Consider the following 18,022-nt stretch of genomic DNA (forward strand, 5'->3'; position numbering starts at 1 on the left):
TCCCTACTGACCGGAGAGGCCGGGAAACATGGACATCGGCAACCCGCTGGACTTCACCGGCCGCGTCGCGCTCGTCACCGGCGGCACCAAGGGCATCGGTGCCGCCGTCGCCGAGGCGTTCCTCGGTGCCGGGGCCGACGTCGTCGTCTGCGGCCGCAACGAGCCGGCCGCCCTGCCGGCGGCGCGGGGGCGGCAGGCGGTCTTCGTCCCCGCCGACGTGCGCGATCCCGCGGCGGCGGCTGGGCTCGTCGACAGTGCCGTGGAGCGTTTCGGCCGCCTCGACGTGCTCGTCAACAACGCGGGCGGCTCCCCGGACGCCGACGCGGCGACCGTCTCGCCCCGCTTCGTGGAGAAGATCGTCGCGCTCAACCTGCTGGCGCCGTTCTACGTGGCGCAGGCGGCCCACCGAGTGATGCGGACCCAGCCGGGCGTCGGCTCGGTCGTCAACGTCGGCAGCGTCTCCGCGCACGACCCGCAGCCGGGCACCGCCGCGTACACGGCGGCCAAGGCCGGGTTGCTGGCCCTCACCAGGGCGCTGGCGCTGGAGTGGGCGCCCGGGGTTCGGGTCAATCACATCACGACCGGGCTGATCCGCACCGAGAGCGCGGCCTCCGTCTACGGGGCGGACGGCGGGGCGTCGGTGGCCGGCGTCATCCCGATGGAGCGGATGGCGGTGCCCGGGGACGTCGCCCGCGCCTGCCTGTTCCTCGCGAGCGACCTGGCGGGATACGTCAACGGGGCGGACCTCGCGGTGCACGGGGGCGGGGAGTTCCCGGCCCGCTACCTCGCCGCGAGGTCCGCCGACGGAGTGGGGTGAGGGGAGGGAGGAGGGTCAGGGCAGGTCGGGGGCCCAGGCGACGCCGTTGATGTGCGAACCGCCGTCGACGAAGAGGGTGTTGCCGGTGACGTAGCGGGCGTCCTCGCCGGCGAGGAACAGCACGGCGGGGGCGATGTCACGGTCGGGGTCCCCGATCCGGCCCATGGGGTTCATGGCCCCGACCTGCTTCTCCAGCTCGGGGTTCTGGCTCATCCGCCGCCGGAAGGCCGCGCTCTTCGCGCCGGGGCAGACGGCGTTGACGACCACCCCGGTGGAGGCCCACTCCCGGGCTGCGGTACGGGTCAGGGTGCGCAGGGCCTCTTTGGCGGCGTTGTACTCCAGGGTGCCCATGTGGGCGTTCACGCCGTTGAGGCTGCACATGTTGACGACCCTCCCCCACCCTCGCTCCCTCATGTGCGGGAAGGCCGCCCGCATCGCCCAGAAGGGCCCGTAGAAGCCGATGCCCAGCCCCCGGGCCAGCATCTCGTCGGTCTTGTTCTCGACCCGGCCGAGTTCACCGGTCGTCGCCCAGGCGTTGTTGACCAGGATGTCCACGCCGCCGAGTTCCCGCACCGCGCAGTCGACCATCGCCAGCACCTGTGCCTTGTCACCGACGTCGGTGCGCAGGAAGCGGCCGCCGATCTCGTCGGCGACGGCGCGGCCGGTCTCCTCGTTCACCTCCGCGACCAGTACCCGGGCCCCTTCGGCGGCGAACCGACGGGCGACCGCCGCGCCTATGCCGTCGCCGGCGCCGGTGACGACCGCCACGCGTCCTTCGAGCCGCATGCCTTGCCCCTCTCTGTTCCTCAGACCAGGTTGTCCTCCACGGTCAGCCCGAAGGCCCCGCGGCCGTACATGGCGAGGGCGCGCTCGACGTCGTTGGCGACGTGGACGCTGCCCGCGTGGGCGTCGCGCCAGGCCCGCTCGATCGGGTTGCCGCGGCGCAGGGCGTTGCCGCCGGCGGTCTTGAAGAGCAGGTCGATGGCGGCGACGGCGCGTTCGGTGCCGCGGACCTGGTCGCGGCGGGTGCGCAGCCGCAGCTCCATGGGGATCTCCGCGCCGGCGGCGGCGAGTTCGAAGAGCTCGCGCACGTTGCCGTCCATCTGCCGGACGGTCGCGTCGATGTCCGAGGCGGCGCGTGCGATGGCGACCTGGGCGAACGGGTCCTCGGTGAACCTGCCGCCGCCCAGGCTGAGCCGCACCCGCTCCTTCATCAGCGACACGTACGACTCGTAGCCGCCCGCTACGGCGCCGATCACCGGTGCCGTGATGGCGCTGGTGAAGATCGCCCCGAACGGCAGCCGGTACAGCGGTCCCTTGTTGACCTGCTGTCCCGGCACCTTCAGCTGGGCCTGCTCGTAGTTGCGCAGCACCCGGTGGCCGGGCACGAAGGCCGACTCGACGATGATGTCGTTGCTCGCGGTGCCGCGCAGTCCGACCACGTCCCACGCGTCCTCGATGGCGTAGTCGGACCGGGGCACCAGGACGGTGAGGAAGTCCACCGGCCGCCCCTGGGCGCCGACGACCAGGGCGCCCAGAAGTGCCCAGCCGGCGTGTTCGCAACCGGAGGAGAAGCTCCAGCGGCCGGTGAGCCGGTAGCCGCCGTCGACGGGGGTGAGCCGTCCCACCGGGGCGTACGAGGAGGAGATGCGGGTGTCGGGGTCCTCGCCCCACACGTCGTCCTGCGCCCGGCGCGGGAACAGGCCCAGCTGCCAGGGGTGGACGCCGAGGACGGACGCCACCCAGCCGGTGGAGCAGCAGACCGCGGAGATCGCCCGCACCACCTGGTAGAAGTCGACCGGGTCGCTCTCGAGGCCGCCGTAGCGGGCCGGCTGCAGCATCCGGAACACTCCGGCCTCGGTCAGCTCCCGGACCGTGGAACGCGGTATGCGCCGCGCCTCGTCCGCGGCCACGGCCCGCTCGGCGATGCCGGGCAGCAGGGCGCGCACCGACTCCAGAACCTGATTGCCCATCGTCCGTCCCTCTCGCGGCCCTTCGAGCCGTGTCCGTGCGGCGCGTCGCGGCGCCGCGTCCGTCAGTCGGTCCGCAGGGCCGTCTTGTCGACCTTGCCGGAGGCGTTGCGCGGGAGTGTCCCGAGGACGACGACCTCGCGGGGGACCTTGAAGTTGGCGAGCCGCTCGCGGCACCAGCCGACGAGTGCGTCCGGGTCGGCCCCGCCGCCCGGGCGTGCCGTCACGTACGCGCGTCCGACCTCTCCGAGCCGTGCGTCGGGGACTCCGACCACCGCGGCCTCGGCGACGGCGTCGTGCCCGGTGAGCACCTGCTCGACCTCCGCCGGATAGACGTTGAAGCCGCCGACGACGAACATGTCCTTGGAGCGGCCGGTGACGACCAGGTTGCCGCGTTCGTCGAAGTGGCCGACGTCCCCGGTGGCCAGCCAGCCGTCCGCGTCGACGGCCGCCGCGGTGGCCGCCGGGTCGTCCAGGTAGCCGAGCATCACGTTGTAGCCGCGGACCATGATCTCGCCGTCGCTCCCCGAATGGGGCGAGTGCGGGTCGCCGCCGGCGATCCGGACCTCCACGCCGTCGATGGGGCGGCCCGCGGTCAGCGCGACCGTCTCGGCGTCGTCGTCCGCGGAGCAGGCGGTGACCGTGCCGCACGACTCGGTCAGCCCGTAGGCGGTGACCACCTCGGGGAACAGTTCGGCCCGGATGCGCCGGACCAGGGCGACCGGCACGACGGCGGCGCCGGTCACCGCCAGCCGCAGCGACGACAGGTCGAACCTCTGCCGGTCGGGGGCGTTCAGCAGCTCGGTGTAGATCGTGGGCGGGCCGGGCAGGACGGTGATCCGTTCGGCCTCGACGGCGCGCAGGGCCCGGTCCACGTCGAAGACGGGTTGCAGCACCATCGTGGCGCCCCGCAGCAGACAGGCGAGAACGCCGGCCTTGTAACCGAAGCAGTGGAACAGCGGGTTGACGATCAGGTAGCGGTCGTCGCCGGCGAGGCCGGTCCGCCCGCACCAGGCCCGGTACGTGGTGAGGTTCTGCCGGTGGGTGGTCAGCGCGCCCTTGGGCCGGCCGGTGGTGCCGGAGGTGAAGAGCAGGTCGGACGGGTCGTCGGGGCGCACGGTGGTGGTGCGGACGGTCACCTCGTCGTCCGGCAGGTGGGCACCGTAGGCGAGGAAGTCGTCCCAGGTCAGTGCGCCGGGGCGAGCCGCGCCGTCGAGCGTCACCACGGCGGCCAGGCCGGGCAGGGACGGCACCGGGTGGGTATCGCCGCCGTCGTCGCCCTCCCCGGTGTCCCCGTCGTCCAGCATGGCCAGGTAGTCCTTGCCCAGGAATCCGTTCTCGACGAACAGGAGGCGGGCCGCGCCCCGCTCCAGGAGCCAGCGCGCCTCGCCGCCCTTGTAGCGGGTGTTGACGGGCACCAGCACCGCCCCGGCCGAGGTGACGGCGAGGGCCGTCACCACCCAGCGGTGGCTGTTGGGCGCCCAGACGGCGATCCGGTCGCCGCGTCGTGTGCCGAGCGCGATCAGCGACTTGACGGCCGCCCGCACCTGGTCCCGCAACTGGGCCCAGGTCAGCCGCACTTCACCGTCCACCAGCGCCTCCCGGTCGGGGGCGCGGGCGGCGGCGAGATCGAGGGCCGCGGGGATCGTCAGCGGGGGCTCTGGCTCGGTCTGGCTCATCAGCTCTCCGGGAAGGGACGACTTGCGCGGTCGGTAAGGGGTCAGGAGGACGCCGGCAGCAGCCGTCGCGAGGCCTCGTGCGCGCCGAGGACCAGCTCGGCGCGGGGGAAGCCGCTGCGCCGCTCGGCGGTGTCGGCGTTCCCCCCGGCGACCCACACCGGCCCGTCGGCGAGGTGCTCCAGCCCTTCGCGGGCGACGTCGTCAGGCTCGGCGACCCGCAGGCCGGGCAGGTCCATGCGCAGGCCGGCGCGTTCCATGGCCGGGGTGCGGGTGACGCCGAGGACGAGTTCGAGGACGTGGACGCCGTGGGGACGCAGCTCCAGCCACAGGCCCTCGGCGAAGACGCGGCTGAAGGCCTTCGCCGCCGAGTAGACGCTGATCTGCGCCTGGCCCATGAACCCGGAGAGCGATCCGACCAGCACGATGCCGCCCGCCCGCCGCGCCTTCATCAGGGCGCCGAAGTGATGGGTGAGGGCGAGCTGCGCGGTGATGTTCAGGTCGAGCACGCCCTGGACGCGGTCGAGGTCGCCGGTGACGAACTCGTGGCCGTAGCTGTTGGCTCCCGCGTTGAAGATCAGCAGGCCGACGTCCAGACCGTCGGTGACGGTGCGGACGGCGGCCAGGGCGCCGGGGTCGAGCAGGTCGAGGGTGAGGGTGCGCACCTCGACGCCCTTGGCGCGGGCCCGGTCCGCCGTCTCGTGCAGGGGGCCCGGCTTGCGGGCGATGAGGACCAGGTTGATCCCGGCGTCCGCGAGCCGGTCGGCGAACGAGGCGCCGACGCCCTCGGAGCCGCCGGCGACGACCGCCCACGGCCCGTACACACTGCTGTCGATCATCGGGTACCTCTCCTCAGTCCTGGGCCGGCGGTGCCGTGACGGTAGAACGCGGCCCGCCGGTGGCGCCGCCGGTGATCCCACTGGCCGGGAGCGTCATGTCCCGCACGGCGAGTGACGCGAAGACCATCGCGGTGCCGATGGGGACACCGGGGCCCGGGTACACGCCGCCGGTGAAGGAGGCGCTGGTGTTGCCCGCGGCGTACAGGCCCGGGATCGGGCGCTGCCGGGTGTCGAGGACGCGGGCGTGGGCGTCGGTGCGCAGTCCGCCCTTGGTACCGAGGTCGGCCAGGACCAGGCGGGCGGCGTAGTACGGCGGACGGTCCAGCGGGACCAGGCACGGGTTGGGGCCGGGGGCGCCCTGGTCGCCCGCGAAGAAGCGGTCGTAGGGGTCCTCGCCCCGGTGGTGGTCCGTGTCGGTGCCCGAGGCGGCGAAGCCGTTGAAGCGGGCCACGGTGTCCGTGAGGGCGTCGGCCGGGACGCCGATGAGGCGGGCGAGTTCCGGCAGTGTGTCCGCCCGGACCCAGGTGCCGGCGGCCAGGTGCCCGGTGGGGTCGGCGGGCGGCACGGTGATGGCGGGCAGGGCGCCGCCCTCGCGGGAGTCGAAGACGAGGTGTGCGCGGGCCCCGGCGGCGGCGAGGGCGCGGCCCATGCGGTCGTAGGGCAGGGACTCGTTGGCGAAGCGGCGGCCGGTGGCGTCGACGACGATGCCGCCGCGCAGGCCGAGGGTGAAGGCGGCTGTGCCGTCCGGCCGTTCGGTGCCGGGGCACCACCATGCCTCGTCCAGGAGGCCGGTGGCGGCGCCGGCCCGGACGGCGGCGCGCAGCAGGTCCCCGGTGTTGGTGCCGCGCGGCGCCATGGTCCACGCGGCGCCGCCCGGCACCCCGTGCTCGGCGCGCAGCGCGTCGTCGCCCTCGAAGCCGCCCCCGGCCAGCAGCACCCCGTGCCGGGCCCGCAGGGTGACCGTGCCGTGCGCGGTCCCGGCCGTCACGCCGGTCACCCGGCCGTCCTCGGTGACCAGCCCGGTCACGCGGTGTCCGGTGCGCAGCGTCACGTTGCCGGTGCGGGTGGCGGCGAGCAGGAGGCGGCCGATCAGGGCGCGGCCCTGGGTGAGCGGGCCGTCCGGGTGGCCCTGTCCGGCGCGGTCGCGGTCGACGGCGGGGCGGACCAGTGGCAGCAGGTCGCCCATGCGCTCGGCGGGCAGGTCGAGCGGGACGAAGGAGCGTCCGGCGTCCATCCGGCCGGGCGCGGGGACGTAGTCGGGGAAGGCGCGCCACTCGAACTCGACGTCGGGGTGGCCTTCGAGGCGGGCGACCAGTTCGGGTGCGTGCCGCAGGAACGCCTCCCGGTGTTCCGCGCCTGCGTCGCCGAGCAGTGCCCGCAGGTAGGCGCGGGCCGCATCGGTCGAATCGCCGAGCCCCGCCCGTTCCTGTACCCGGGTGCCGGGCAGCCAGCAGGCGGCCCCCGAGTAGGCGGAGGTGCCGCCGAACAGGCCGGTCCGTTCCAGTACGACGGTGTCCAGGCCGTCGGCGGCGGCCGTCAGGGCCCCGGTCAGCGCTCCGGCGCCGGAGCCGACGACGACCACGTCGTGGGTGGCGTCCTCCGCACGGTCCCCTGCACGTCGGCCGTCCCGCATGGATGGTCCTCCTGCCGCTCGGTGGTGTGGGGGCCCAGCAGATCGCGCGGGCGGCGTTCGGGGGTGCGGGCGTCCCACTGACCGGTACGGCGTGGTGAGGGAAGCGTCGCCGGATGCCGCACCGCGTACCGTGCCCTCCGTGGAGTCGGCCTCGCCCGGCACCTGACTCGATGCCGCGCCGCGCGTATTGTCGGAGGCCGTTGACGCGAGCGAACGCCGGAGGGATGGAGAGCGTGCCCAGAATCGCCGAGGCCAGGGCGGGGGCGGAGCCCAGTTCGCCCCGGCAGCACGCGCGCCGGCAGAGCATCCTGCGGGCGGCGGCGGAGATCGCCGCCGACACTGGGCTCGATCGGGTGCAGATGCAGGAGGTGGCCCGGTCCGCGGGGGTGGCGATCGGCACCCTGTACCGGTACTTCCCGTCGAAGACGCACCTGTTCACCGCGGTCATGGCCGACCAGATCGAGGGGCTCGCGGCGCGGCTGCCGGACCGGACGGCGCACGAGTCGGCGGAGGACTCGGTCTTCGCGACGCTCTCGGCAGCCACCCGCAATCTGCTGCGCCGGCCGGCGCTGGCCACCGCGATGATCCAGTCGGCGAACGCCGCCCGCGCGGCGACCGTCCCGGACCTGGCGAGGGTCGACACCGGCTTCCTCGACCTGCTGCTGCGGGCCTGGGGCGTCGAGTCGCCCACGGAGCACCATGTAGCGCGGCTGCGGCTGCTGATCCTGCTCTGGTACGGCGTCCTGCAGTCCCGGCTCAACGAGCGGTTCACCCCCGAGGAGGCGGACGCCGACCTGCGGATGGCCTGCCGTCTGCTGCTCGCGCCCGAGGCGGACGCGGGCTGACCCCTGCCCCCCGACAGGGGCGGTGGTCGGCCCGCGCCGCGCTCAGCCCGCGGCGGTCTTCTGCGTGCCCGTGGTGTCGAGCCCGGCGACGCTGTAGGCCGCGTAGGTCCGGTGCGGGTCGCGGCCGCTGAAGTACGGGGTCAGCTGGGCGTCGAGTTCCTCGGGGGTGAAGGTGCCGTCGGCCGCGGTGAACTTGTGCTCCACGGTGGGCGGGGCGAGGAGGGCGACCATGTCGCCGTAGACGACGAAGACCTGCCCGTTGATCTCGTCGGCGGCAGGCGAGGCCAGGTGGGCGACGAGGGTGGCGACCCGCTCGGGCGCCATGATGTCGAGGCCGCCCGGCGCGACGGCGCCCTCGCCGAAGGAGTCCGCGGTCATGGCAGTGCGGGCGCGCGGGCAGATCGCGTTGGCGCGCACGCCGTAACGGGCCAGGCCCTGCGCGGTGGCCAGGGTGAGCGCGGTGATTCCGGCCTTGGCCGCGGAGTAGTTCGGCTGTCCGGGCGCGCCGAAGAGGAACGCCTCGGAGGAGGTGTTGACGACGCGGCCGTAGACGGGTGCGCCCGACGACTTGGACGCTGCGCGCCAGTGCACGGCCGCGGCCCGGGACAGGCCGGCGTGTCCCTTGAGGTGGACCCGGAGGACGTCGTCCCAGTCGGACTCGGTCAGGTTGAACAGCATCCGGTCGCGCAGGACGCCCGCGTTGTTGACGACGACGTCGAGGCCGCCGAAGGTCTCCACGGCGGCGCCGACCAGGCGGTCGCCCATGGACCAGTCCCCCACGTCCCCCATCACCGCGACGGCTTGGGCGCCGAGGGCCTTGATCTCGGCGACCACGTCGTCGGCCGCCGGGCCCACGTCGTTGACCACCACGTTGGCGCCGAGTCCCGCGAGGGCGAGCGCCTCGGCCCGGCCGAGTCCGGCGCCGGCACCGGTGACGACGGCGGTACGCCCCTCCAGGGTGGTGTTCGTGGAGCTCATGCTGCCTCTTTCCATGTTCCTGTTTCGTGTTGCGTGATCGGTCGAGCCGCTGTGGGCGAAGGTGAATGACGACGAAGGCGCCGGCGAACGAGCGGCGCTCAGACGAACGCGACCGACACGGAGCCGAGTCCCTCGAAGTCGGCCCGGAACTCGTCCCCCGGCCGCACGCCCACCGCCCGGGTGCACGAGCCCGGCAGCACGACGTGCCCGGCCTCCAGACGCACCCCGTAGGAGGCCACCTTGCGGGCCAGCCACGCGACGGCCTCGGTCGGGTCGCCCAGTACGGCGCTGGTGTTGCCCCGGGCGATCTCCTCGCCGCCCCGGTACAGGACGGCGGCGACGTCGGCCGGGTCGAGGTCGGCCGGGCGGACCCGGGCGGCGCCGAGGAGCACCCCGGCGGAGGACGCGTTGTCGGCGATGGTGTCCGCGAGGCCGATCTTCCAGTCCCTGATCCGGCTGTCGATGAGTTCGATGCTCGGCACGACGTACTCGGTGGCGGCCAGGACGTCCGCCGTGGTGCACCCCTCACCGGGCAGGCTCCGGCCCAGCACGTACCCGATCTCGACCTCGATGCGCGGTTGGCAGTAGCGGCCGGTTTCGACGGGCGTCCCCTCGGTCAGCACCATGTCGGAGAGCAGGTGGCCGTAGTCGGGCTCGTCCACACCCATCATCTGCTGCATGACCTTGGAGGACAGGCCGACCTTGTGCCCGTGGACGGTGACGCCGTCCTGCTTCAGTTGCTCCCTGATGTTGAGGAGCTGGATCTCGTAGGCGTCGGTGGCGTCGATCTCCGGGTGGGTGGTGGTCAGCGGGTCGACGGGGGCCCGGTCGCGTTGTGCGGTGCGGAGCAGTTCGGCGGCTTCGGCGCGTCGCGCGGGGTCAAGCATCGGGGGTCTCCTCACGGTTCGGTACGGCCTGGTGCCGGTCGGGGGTGAAGCGGGCGCGTCCGCCGGAGAGCACGGTGCGTCCGTCGTCGGCCGACGCCTCGAAACGGACGCCGGTGTCGTCGGCCGTCCAGCCGTGCAGGGCGAGCGGGTCGCCCGGGAAGACGGGGGCGGCGAACCGGGCCTCCAGCTCCGTCAGGTCGGCGGGGTGCGCGCCGAGGGTGTCGGCGAGGGGCAGCAGGGCCGCGGCGAGGGTGCACAGTCCGTGCAGGAACGGCCGGGGCATGCCCGCGGCCTTCGCGGCTTCGGGGTCGATGTGCATGGCGTGCCGGTCGCCGAGCAGCCGGTAGAGGGCCGCCTGCCGGGAGTGCGTGGGCACGGTCAGCCGGTGTTCGGCCGGCCGGTCCGGGCGGCGCGGTGCGGACGGCCCGCGCTCGCCGCCGAAGCCTCCGCTGCCGGGGGCGAAGATCGACCAGGTGGCCGTGAAGCGGTCGCAGTCCACCTCGACGTCGAAGACGGCGGCGGAGCCCTTGTCCCACACGCCGGAGACCCGGGCGGACGTCGTCAGCTCTCCGGAGCGCTCCAGCGGGCGTTTCACGGTGAGGCGTTGGCTGCCGTGCACGGCGGTGGTGACGTCGAAGGCGCCGAGGGTGCCCAGGGCGTCGGGCGCCCACTGGGCGAGGGTCAGCGCGAAGGTGGGCAGCACGCGCAGGTGCCGCTCGTACACGAGGTCCAGCCGGTCGGCTCCGGCGCCGACGGCGAGCGCGTACAGGATGGCGTCGCGTTCGGTGTAGGAGACGGTGCGGGTGCCGAGGTCGTGGCCCTGCCACGCGTGGGTGGTGGTCATCGGTCGGCTCCCAGGATCAGGCCGCTGGTGGGGACTCCGGTGCCGGCGGTGACCAGCACGTGGCCGACGTCGTCCGGCTGGTTGACGGAGGTGCCGCGGACCAGGCGGACGCCCTCGGCGATGCCGTTCATGCCGTGCAGGTACGCCTCGCCGAGTTGTCCGCCGTGGGTGTTGAACGGCAGCCTGCCGCCGAGTTCCAGGTGGCCGTCGGCGATGAAGTCCTTCGCCTCACCGGGCTTGCAGAAGCCCAGTTCCTCCAGTTGGGGCAGGACCAGCGGGGTGAAGTGGTCGTAGAGGACGGCGGCGTCCACGTCGTCGGGTCCGAGCCCACTCTGCCGGTACAGCTGCCGTCCGACCAGGCCCATCTCGGGGATACCGGTGATCGTCGGCCGGTAGTAGCTGGTCATCATGTGCTGGTCGACGCCGAGTCCCTGGGCGGCGGCGCGGATCAGGGCGGGCCGGTGGGGCAGGTCGCGGGCCCGTTCGGCGGAGACGACGACCAGGGCCTGGCCGCCGTCGGTCTCCTGGCAGCAGTCCAGCAGCCGCAGCGGCTCGGCGATCCACCGTGAGTCGCGGTGGTCCTGGAGGGTGATGGGGCGGCCGTGGAACCAGGCGGCGGGATTGTTCGCGGCGTGCTTGCGGTCCACCACGGCGACGCGGCCGAAGTCGTCGGTGGTGGCTCCGTACTCGTGGAGGTAGCGGCGGGCGAACATGGCCACCCACTGGGCGGGGGTGCTCAGTCCGAACGGTGTCATCCAGGCGTACGCGGCCCGGTCGGCGGTGGCGTCCATGGGGCGGGCGGCCTGGCCGAGGCCGTAGCGCTCGCCGGAGCGCTCGTTGAACGCCCGGTAGCAGACGACGACTTCGGCGACGCCGGTGGCGACGGCCATCGCGGCCTGCTGGACGGTGCCGCAGCCGGCCCCGCCGCCGTAGCCGACGCGTGAGAAGAAGGTCAGGTCGCCCATGCCGGTGTTGCGGGCGACGTGGATCTCGGAGTTGGTCTCGGCGGTGAAGGTGACCAGGCCGTCCACGTCGGCGGGGGTCAGTCCGGCGTCGGCGAGGGCGGCGAGCACCGCCTCGCACGCCAGCTGGAGTTCACTGCGCCCGGAGTTCTTGGAGAACTCGGTGGCGCCGATGCCGACCACGGCGGCGGCACGGGAGAGCGCGAGGGAGGTCATCGGTCCTCCGCCGGCAGCTGTACGGTCACGGTTCCGGTGACGTGGGCGCCGAGGCCGTTGGTGCCCTGTACGGCGATGTCGACGCGGCGGTCCTCGTCGGACTTCGCGGTCACCGTCCCGGTGAGCACCATGGTGTCGCCGGGGTGGTTGGGGGCGCCGAGCCGGATGCGGATGCCCTTGACGACGACGGCGGGGCCGGCCCAGCCGGTGACGTACCGGTCGACCAGGCCGTTGCTGGTCAGGATGTTCATGAAGATGTCCTTGGAGCCGCGCTCGCGGGCGAGTTCGGGGTCGTGGTGGACGTCCTGGTAGTCGCGGCTCGCGAGGGCCGTGGCGACGATCAGGGTGCGTGTCACCGGGATCGTCAGGTCGGGCAGGACGTCACCGACGGCCACCTCGCTGTACCCCCGGGTGCGGGTCATGACGCCACCGCCTGGCCGGTCAGCAGGGCACCGAGGCGTTCCAGGTCGGCGCCCGCACCGCCGAGGGTGGTGGAGATCTGCTTGCCCCACAGGAAGTGGCGGTGCACCGGGTAGTCGGTGTCGACGCCGATGCCGCCGTGGACGTGCTGGACCCGGTGGACGGTGTTCAGTCCGCCCTCGGTGGCCCACCACTTGGCGACGAGGGCGGCCTTGTCGGCGTCACCGGCGTCGTCGGCGGTGCCGAACGGCTCCTTCGAGGCGTCCACGGCCTGCCACAGGGTGACCCGCATCGCCTCGATGTCGACGTAGCAGTCGGCGAGCTGGTGCTGGACGGCCTGGAAGGTGGCCAGCGGACGGCCGAACTGGTGGCGTTCACGCAGGTGGTCGGCGGCGTACCGGAGCGCGCCCTCGGCCACGCCGAGCTGTACGGCGGCCAGCGCCACGAAGACGTCGCGGACCAGGTGACCCACGGTCCCGTCGCCCGGGGTGCCGACGGGTTCGCCGACGGCCTGGTCGAGGGTGAGGTGGGCGCTCAGGTCGTGGCTGGTGGTCTCGGCGTGCTCCCAGGTGAGGCCCGGGGCGTCGGAGGCGACCAGGAACAGGCCCGGCCCGGCCGCCGTACCGGCGGTGACCAGGACGTGCCGGGCACCGGACGGCGACGGCACCACGGCCTTGATGCCGGTCAGCCGCCACCGCGCACCGTCGGCCACCGCCTCGGTCCGGGGGGCGAGCGGGTCGGCGGCGTCGAACTCCTCCAGGGCGAGGGTCAGCCGGGCGGTCCCGTCCACGAGACCCGGCAGCAGGTCGGCGCGCTGCCGTCCGCTGCCGTGGGCGGCGACGGCGAGGGCGCCGGTCAGCGCCGGCCACAGCGGCACCGGAGCCACCCGCCGGCCCTGCTCCTCCAGCAGTACGGCGAGACCGGCGAGACCGAGTCCGGCGCCGCCGTCCGCCTCGGGCAGCACGGCGCCGAGGAGGCCGGCGGCGGCCAGGTCGCGCCACAGGTGTTCGTCGACGCGTCCGGCCGAGGTCTCCACCTCGCGAAGCCGCTCGGGCGTCGCCCGGTCGGTGAGGATCTCCCGCGCCAGGTCACGGACGGCTTCGAGCTCTTCTCCCAGGGAGAAATCCATCAGGGCGCCTCCGTCGGGGCGGGCCGGAACACCGGCAGGGTCAGATCGGGATCGGCGTCCAGCCAGTCCAGGACGACGGGCATGCCGACGGCCACGTCCTCGGGCGCGACGCCGGTCAGGTTGGTGATGAGGCGGGTGCCCTCGGCGAGTTCGACGACGGCGACGACGTAGGGGAGGTCGAAGGCGGGGTGCCTCGGGTGGTGGTTGACGACGAAGCTGTACACGTGGCCTCGCCCGGAGGCCTCCACGGTGTCCCACTCCAGCGAGTTGCACCGTGGGCAGCAGGGGCCCGGGGGGTGGCGCAGGGCGGCGCAGGCGGCGCAGCGCTGGGTGAGCAGGCGGTGCTGCTTCGCGCCGTCGAAGAAGAAGGCGTTGTCGCGGTTGACCGCGGGGCGGGGGCGCAAGGCCGGCCGCGGTTGCGCGGCCGGGCGGAACCTGAGGGTCCGCCAGCGCTGGGTGGCGACGGTCTCGCCGTGCTGGTCGGTGTACGTCTTGAGGGTGGTGACGAACCGCCCCACACCCAGGCCCGTCTTCTTCTCCCCGGAGACCGACTCCACGGTCTCGCGGACGGCGACGTGGTCCCCGGGCGTCAGCTCCCGTTCGAAGGTGAACTCGGAGTCGGTCGCGACCACGGAGGTGTAGCCGCCCTCGTCGAGGAGGTCGACCAGTTCGTCGAAGCCGGTGCGCCCGACCGGTGGGGAGACGGTGGCCGCGTAGCCGCGCATCGTCCACGCCTGGACCATCGAGGCCGGTGCCACCACCCCCGTGCGTCCGGTGGCACGGGCCGCCTCCGGGTCGGTGTAGACGGGGTTGGTGTCGCCCATCGCCTCCGTCCAGTGCCGGATCATCGGCTGGTTGACGGGGTCCTGGGCGGCCGTGAGGGGGCGCAGTTCACGCCCGGTGAAGGCCTGGAGCCGCTCCTCGTACCCGGGGCCCGGCCCGGTGCCGTCGCGCCCGCTCACGCGCCACGCCCCTTGCGCGGGAGCCCGAGTCCCTGGGTGGCGACCATGTCGCGCAGGATCTCGTTGACGCCGCCGCCGAAGGTGTTGACGATGCCCTGCCGGGAGAGCTGCTCCACCTGCCCGGCGAGCACCGCGCCGGGCGACTCGGGGCGGATGCGGCCGGCGGCGCCGAGGATCTGGGTCAGGGCGCGCTGGACGTCGATGTGGGTCTCGGTGCCGTAGGCCTTGGCGGCGCCCGCGTCGGCGCCGGTCAGGGTGCCGGCCGCGACGGCGGTGGTCATCCGCCAGTTCATCAGCCGCATGGCCTCCAGCCGGGCGTGGGTGCGGGCGAACTCGCGGCGCACCCACGGAAGTTCGGTGGTGCCGTTCTCCGTGGCCCAGTCCAGGACCCGCTCCCAGAGCTGGATCATGCGGCCGCCGAGGGCGGCGAGGCCGATCCGCTCGTGGTTGAGCTGGGCGGTGATGAGCCGCCAGCCGCCGTCGACCACCCCCACCACGTCACCGGCCGGGACCCGTACGCCGCTGTAGTACGTCGCGGTGACGACCATGCCGCCGACCGTACGGATGGGGCTCCAGGAGAAGCCGTCGTCGGTGGTGGGCACGATGAGGATCGAGATGCCCTTGTGCTTGGGGGCGTCCAGGTCGGTGCGGGCGGCGAGCCACACGTAGTCGGCGGTGTTGGCGCCGCTGGTGAAGATCTTGCTGCCGTCGACGACGTACGCGTCGCCGTCCCGGACGGCGCGGGTGCTCAGCGAGGCGAGGTCGGTCCCGGCCTCCGGCTCGGTGTAGCCGATCGCGAAGACGATGTCGCCGGAGAGGATGCCGGGCAGGAAGCGCTGTTTGTGCTCCTCGGAGCCGTGGGACATGAGGGTCGGTCCGACGGTGTTGACGGTGACGAACGGGAAGGGCAGTCCGGCCCGCTGGACCTCGTCGAAGAAGACGTACTGGTCCTCGACCGGCCGGCCCTGGCCGCCGTACTCGGTGGGCCAGCCGATGCCCAGCCAGCCGTCGGAGCCGAGCCGCTTGACGACCTCGCGGAAACGGTCCCCGCCGACGCCCTCCTCGCCGACGCGCCGGCGTTCGTCCTCGGGCATCAGTCCCGAGAAGTACGCCCGCAGTTCCCGCCGCAGCTCGCGGTGCGCGGCGCTCTCGCGCAGTTGCATGTGGTTCTCCTTGATTGTCGCCGCCGTCAGGGCAGGAAGCGCCCGCGCCCGTTGGCCAGGAACTCGTCGCGCAGCGCGGCCTTGTCCTCGTCGGTCATCGGCGTGTACGCGGGAGTGCCGCGGCCGGCCCAGCGGTACACGGGGTCGTCCGTGCGCCAGCCGTCGAGCTGCATCTCCTTCTTGCGCAGCTTGTTGGAGCCGGTGGTGGGCAGCGCGTGCGAGACCCGCACGAACCGCGGGGCGCCCTTGGTGCCCAGGTCCTCCTGGGCGGCCAGGAAGCCGGGCAGGTCCAGGTCCTCGAAGCGGGTGCCGTCGGGCAGCTCCACGGCGGCCATCACCTGGTCGCCGGAGCGCGGATCGGGCACTCCGAAGACGCCGGCGGCGACGACCCGGGGGTGTCTGCGCAGGACGCGTTCGGTGAGCAGGGCGGAGATGTTCTCGCCGTCCACGCGTATCCAGTCCCCCGAGCGGCCCGCGAAGTAGAAGTAGCCGGCCTCGTCGACGTAGCCGAGGTCCCCGGTCCAGTACCAGCCGTGCCGGACCCGTTCGGCGTTGGCGGCCTCGTTGTTGTAGTAGCCCTCGAAGCGGGCGGCGCCCTCGGTGTCGACGATCTCGCCGATGGCCTCCTCCGGGTTGCGGACCCGGCCGTGGGCGTCGAGCAGCGCGGGCGGGCAGGTCTCGCGGGTGGTGGGGTGCACGATGCGGACGCCGTCGCGGGCGGGGACGCCGAGCGCGCCCACCGGTCCGTCGGTCACCCGCTTGAGCATGCCGGCGCCCTCGCTGGAGCCGTACCCCTCGACGAGTCGGCAGCCGAAGCGGCGCAGGAAGCGGTCGGCGTCCTCGGGGGACGCCTCGGTGCCGAAGGCGTGGGTGAGCCGGTTGTCGGTGTCGGCGGGCGTCTCGGGGCGGGCCAGGATGTAGCCGATCGCCTTGCCGACGTACGTGAAGTAGGTGGCGCCGAAGTGGCGGACGTCGGGCAGGAATCCGGAGGCGGAGAACTTGGGGGTGAGGGCGATGCCGGCGCCCGCGGTGAGGGCCGGCGCCCACAGGGCCATCAGCGCGTTGCCGTGGAACAGCGGCATCGGGCAGTAGCAGGTGTCGGCGCGGGTGATGTCGTACTTGGTGCTGTTGGCGGCACCGAGCGCGGCGAGCCTGCCCTGGGAGCAGATCGCCGCCTTGGACGTGCCGGTCGTGCCGGAGGTCAGCAGGAGCAGCATCGTGGTGGCGGCGGTGACGTCCGGTGCGGCGCGCACGGGGCCCGGGCGGGCGGTGTGTGCGGCGAGGCGGGTCGTGTACTCCGGTTCGTCGGTGACGAGGAAGCGGTCGGGCTTCACGCCGATGTCCAGGCCGTCGAGCAGGCCGAGGCCAGCCCGGTCGGTGACGACCAGTTGGCAGTCGGTGTGCCGGACCTCGCGTTCGAGTTCGGCTCCGCGTCGGGTCGGGTTGATGCCGACGACGGCCGCTCCCGCGAGGGCGGCGGCGCCGAGCCAGAAGACGTACTCGGGCACGTTGTCCAGCAGGACGCCGATGTGGAAGGGCCCGTCGGTCCGCAGGCCGTCGGCCCAGGCGGCGCGGGCGGCGCTCTCGGCCAGCACCTCGTCCCAGGTCCAGGTCCGTTCGCGGGTCAGCAGACCGGGATGGTCGTCGCCGGCGCGGGCGAGCAGCAGGTCGGCAATCGTCTGGTGTGGCAACGTCGGTCCCTCTCACCCGGTGGACGGGTTGCGGAGTCGGTACGGAGACGGGGCGCGCGGACGCGCCGTGTGCTCCGCGGTGGTCGTGGCGCACCGGGCGGGGGCGGCCGGTGCCGCCCGCCGTCGGCGAAGCTAGCCGCGGGTGGGCCGCCCCGGCGGCGGCGGTCCCGCTGACCGGGAGGACTCCCGGGGAGGGCCGGGCGGCATCGTCGGTGTCAGTCGAAGTTGGCCTGGCCGCCGTCCAGCGGCACCGTCGCCCCCGTCAGGTAGCGCGCGTCCGGGCCGCAGAGCATCGCCACGGCGCGGCCGATGTCCTGCTCGCAGTCTCCGACGTAGCCCAGCGGGATGGACGCGCAGAACTCGGCGGCCTCCTCGGGGTGGGCCGCCTGCCACTTCGCGTAGGCGGGCGACACGGCGTGCGGGGCGATCGCGTTGACCCGGATGCCGTCGCGGCCCCACTCGTTGGCGGCCGCCCGGGTCAGGGTGCGCAGCGCGGACTTGGCGGCGGCGTACGCCCCGTAGGTGCTCAGGTCCCAGCGGACCATGGCCGAGGTGACCAGGTTGACGATCACTCCGCCACCGGCCCGGCTGAGATGAGGGTGTGCCGCCTTCATGAAGGCGAACGCGGCGAACGGTCCGCTCTCGAAGCCCCTGCGGAACTGCTCGTCGTCCAGGGACAGGAGCGGCCCGTAGCAGCCGGTGTAGGCGTTGTTGACGAGAATGTCGATGCCGCCGAGGCGTTCGGCGACGGCCTCGACGACGGCGGGGATGCGGTCCGTGTCGAGCACGTCGAGGACGAAGGGTTCCGCCCGTGCCCCTCTGGCCCGCAGCAGTGCGCAGGTGCTCTCCAGTTTGGCCGCGGTCCGCCCGAGTACGGCGATCGAGGCGCCCTCGGAGGCGAGGGCGAGGGCGATGCCCTGGCCCACGCCCTGGCCGGCTCCGGTGATGACGGCGACCTTGCCGTCGAGCGTGCGCGCCGGGTCTCCCATG

17 protein-coding genes are annotated in these 18,022 nt (G+C 73.6%); 2 read left to right on the forward strand and 15 right to left on the reverse strand.

Annotated features, from left to right (window positions below; all coding sequences use genetic code 11):
• The first annotated feature begins 28 nt into the window (after positions 1-28).
• Complete coding sequence (locus KUM03_RS22190) at positions 29-817, forward strand: SDR family oxidoreductase (protein WP_217251028.1); 789 nt, start codon at positions 29-31, stop codon at positions 815-817.
• Between the two features lie 15 nt (positions 818-832).
• On the opposite strand, the gene KUM03_RS22195 is transcribed toward KUM03_RS22190, so the two are convergent.
• The 5 genes from KUM03_RS22195 to KUM03_RS22215 all read right to left on the reverse strand — a co-directional run bounded on the left by KUM03_RS22195 (position 833) and on the right by KUM03_RS22215 (position 6,935).
• The gene (locus tag KUM03_RS22195; protein WP_217251029.1) at positions 833-1,603 is read right to left on the reverse strand and encodes an SDR family NAD(P)-dependent oxidoreductase; all 771 of its coding nucleotides are present in this window, start codon (positions 1,601-1,603) and stop codon (positions 833-835) included.
• Between the two features lie 20 nt (positions 1,604-1,623).
• On the reverse strand, positions 1,624-2,790 hold the full coding sequence (hsaA, locus tag KUM03_RS22200; RefSeq protein ID WP_217251030.1) for a 3-hydroxy-9,10-secoandrosta-1,3,5(10)-triene-9,17-dione monooxygenase oxygenase subunit: 1,167 nt from the start codon (positions 2,788-2,790) through the stop codon (positions 1,624-1,626).
• A gap of 62 nt (positions 2,791-2,852) precedes the next feature.
• Entirely contained in the window at positions 2,853-4,466 is a 1,614-nt protein-coding gene (locus KUM03_RS22205; RefSeq protein ID WP_217251031.1) for a FadD3 family acyl-CoA ligase, read from the reverse strand.
• Between the two features lie 41 nt (positions 4,467-4,507).
• The gene (locus KUM03_RS22210; RefSeq protein ID WP_217251032.1) at positions 4,508-5,302 is read right to left on the reverse strand and encodes an SDR family oxidoreductase; all 795 of its coding nucleotides are present in this window, start codon (positions 5,300-5,302) and stop codon (positions 4,508-4,510) included.
• A 13-nt stretch (positions 5,303-5,315) separates the two neighbouring features.
• A complete protein-coding gene (locus KUM03_RS22215) occupies positions 5,316-6,935 on the reverse strand; it encodes an FAD-dependent oxidoreductase (protein WP_217251033.1) in 1,620 nt (539 codons plus the stop codon).
• 233 nt (positions 6,936-7,168) lie between these two features.
• Here KUM03_RS22215 and KUM03_RS22220 point away from each other — a divergent pair, with 233 nt between their 5' ends.
• Complete coding sequence (locus KUM03_RS22220) at positions 7,169-7,780, forward strand: TetR family transcriptional regulator (RefSeq protein WP_217251034.1); 612 nt, start codon at positions 7,169-7,171, stop codon at positions 7,778-7,780.
• 42 nt (positions 7,781-7,822) lie between these two features.
• Here the strand turns inward: KUM03_RS22220 and KUM03_RS22225 are convergent, their stop codons facing one another.
• The 10 genes from KUM03_RS22225 to KUM03_RS22270 form a co-directional block, all read right to left on the reverse strand.
• Positions 7,823-8,758, reverse strand: a complete 936-nt coding sequence (locus KUM03_RS22225) for a 3-oxoacyl-ACP reductase (protein WP_217251035.1) — start codon at positions 8,756-8,758, stop codon at positions 7,823-7,825.
• A 98-nt stretch (positions 8,759-8,856) separates the two neighbouring features.
• Positions 8,857-9,645 (reverse strand): 2-keto-4-pentenoate hydratase, encoded by a 789-nt coding sequence (locus tag KUM03_RS22230; protein WP_217251036.1) that lies wholly within the window; start codon positions 9,643-9,645, stop codon positions 8,857-8,859.
• Positions 9,638-10,489: a MaoC/PaaZ C-terminal domain-containing protein gene (locus tag KUM03_RS22235; RefSeq protein ID WP_217251037.1), complete on the reverse strand. Its 852-nt coding sequence runs from the start codon at positions 10,487-10,489 to the stop codon at positions 9,638-9,640. The genes KUM03_RS22230 and KUM03_RS22235 overlap by 8 nt, the downstream gene beginning before the upstream one ends.
• Positions 10,486-11,667: a lipid-transfer protein gene (locus KUM03_RS22240; RefSeq protein ID WP_217251038.1), complete on the reverse strand. Its 1,182-nt coding sequence runs from the start codon at positions 11,665-11,667 to the stop codon at positions 10,486-10,488. The genes KUM03_RS22235 and KUM03_RS22240 overlap by 4 nt, the downstream gene beginning before the upstream one ends.
• The gene (locus KUM03_RS22245; protein WP_217251039.1) at positions 11,664-12,089 is read right to left on the reverse strand and encodes a MaoC family dehydratase; all 426 of its coding nucleotides are present in this window, start codon (positions 12,087-12,089) and stop codon (positions 11,664-11,666) included. The genes KUM03_RS22240 and KUM03_RS22245 overlap by 4 nt, the downstream gene beginning before the upstream one ends.
• A complete protein-coding gene (locus tag KUM03_RS22250; RefSeq protein ID WP_217251040.1) occupies positions 12,086-13,216 on the reverse strand; it encodes an acyl-CoA dehydrogenase family protein in 1,131 nt (376 codons plus the stop codon). Before KUM03_RS22250 ends, KUM03_RS22245 begins: the two co-directional genes overlap by 4 nt.
• Complete coding sequence (locus tag KUM03_RS22255) at positions 13,216-14,178, reverse strand: bifunctional MaoC family dehydratase N-terminal/OB-fold nucleic acid binding domain-containing protein (RefSeq protein ID WP_217251041.1); 963 nt, start codon at positions 14,176-14,178, stop codon at positions 13,216-13,218. The genes KUM03_RS22250 and KUM03_RS22255 overlap by 1 nt, the downstream gene beginning before the upstream one ends.
• Positions 14,175-15,341: an acyl-CoA dehydrogenase family protein gene (locus KUM03_RS22260; protein ID WP_217251042.1), complete on the reverse strand. Its 1,167-nt coding sequence runs from the start codon at positions 15,339-15,341 to the stop codon at positions 14,175-14,177. Before KUM03_RS22260 ends, KUM03_RS22255 begins: the two co-directional genes overlap by 4 nt.
• Before the next feature lie 26 nt (positions 15,342-15,367).
• The gene (locus KUM03_RS22265; protein ID WP_217251043.1) at positions 15,368-17,032 is read right to left on the reverse strand and encodes an AMP-binding protein; all 1,665 of its coding nucleotides are present in this window, start codon (positions 17,030-17,032) and stop codon (positions 15,368-15,370) included.
• 215 nt (positions 17,033-17,247) lie between these two features.
• Entirely contained in the window at positions 17,248-18,021 is a 774-nt protein-coding gene (locus KUM03_RS22270) for an SDR family NAD(P)-dependent oxidoreductase (protein ID WP_217251044.1), read from the reverse strand.
• Position 18,022: the final 1 nt, after the last annotated feature.

It is taken from the genome of Streptomyces sp. AC602_WCS936 (genome assembly GCF_019049125.1).
Taxonomy (GTDB): Bacteria; Actinomycetota; Actinomycetes; order Streptomycetales; family Streptomycetaceae; genus Streptomyces.

Bases quoted from the DNA above. Each gene is read 5' to 3' on its own strand.
- KUM03_RS22190 (WP_217251028.1), top strand. From the start codon at position 29: ATGGACATCGGCAACCCGCTGGACTTCACCGGCCGCGTCGCGCTCGTC.
- KUM03_RS22195 (WP_217251029.1), bottom strand. From the start codon at position 1,603: ATGCGGCTCGAAGGACGCGTGGCGGTCGTCACCGGCGCCGGCGACGGC.
- hsaA (WP_217251030.1), bottom strand. From the start codon at position 2,790: ATGGGCAATCAGGTTCTGGAGTCGGTGCGCGCCCTGCTGCCCGGCATC.
- KUM03_RS22205 (WP_217251031.1), bottom strand. From the start codon at position 4,466: ATGAGCCAGACCGAGCCAGAGCCCCCGCTGACGATCCCCGCGGCCCTC.
- KUM03_RS22210 (WP_217251032.1), bottom strand. From the start codon at position 5,302: ATGATCGACAGCAGTGTGTACGGGCCGTGGGCGGTCGTCGCCGGCGGC.
- KUM03_RS22215 (WP_217251033.1), bottom strand. From the start codon at position 6,935: ATGCGGGACGGCCGACGTGCAGGGGACCGTGCGGAGGACGCCACCCAC.
- KUM03_RS22225 (WP_217251035.1), bottom strand. From the start codon at position 8,758: ATGAGCTCCACGAACACCACCCTGGAGGGGCGTACCGCCGTCGTCACC.
- KUM03_RS22230 (WP_217251036.1), bottom strand. From the start codon at position 9,645: ATGCTTGACCCCGCGCGACGCGCCGAAGCCGCCGAACTGCTCCGCACC.
- KUM03_RS22235 (WP_217251037.1), bottom strand. From the start codon at position 10,489: ATGACCACCACCCACGCGTGGCAGGGCCACGACCTCGGCACCCGCACC.
- KUM03_RS22240 (WP_217251038.1), bottom strand. From the start codon at position 11,667: ATGACCTCCCTCGCGCTCTCCCGTGCCGCCGCCGTGGTCGGCATCGGC.
- KUM03_RS22245 (WP_217251039.1), bottom strand. From the start codon at position 12,089: ATGACCCGCACCCGGGGGTACAGCGAGGTGGCCGTCGGTGACGTCCTG.
- KUM03_RS22250 (WP_217251040.1), bottom strand. From the start codon at position 13,216: ATGGATTTCTCCCTGGGAGAAGAGCTCGAAGCCGTCCGTGACCTGGCG.
- KUM03_RS22260 (WP_217251042.1), bottom strand. From the start codon at position 15,341: ATGCAACTGCGCGAGAGCGCCGCGCACCGCGAGCTGCGGCGGGAACTG.
- KUM03_RS22270 (WP_217251044.1), bottom strand. From the start codon at position 18,021: ATGGGAGACCCGGCGCGCACGCTCGACGGCAAGGTCGCCGTCATCACC.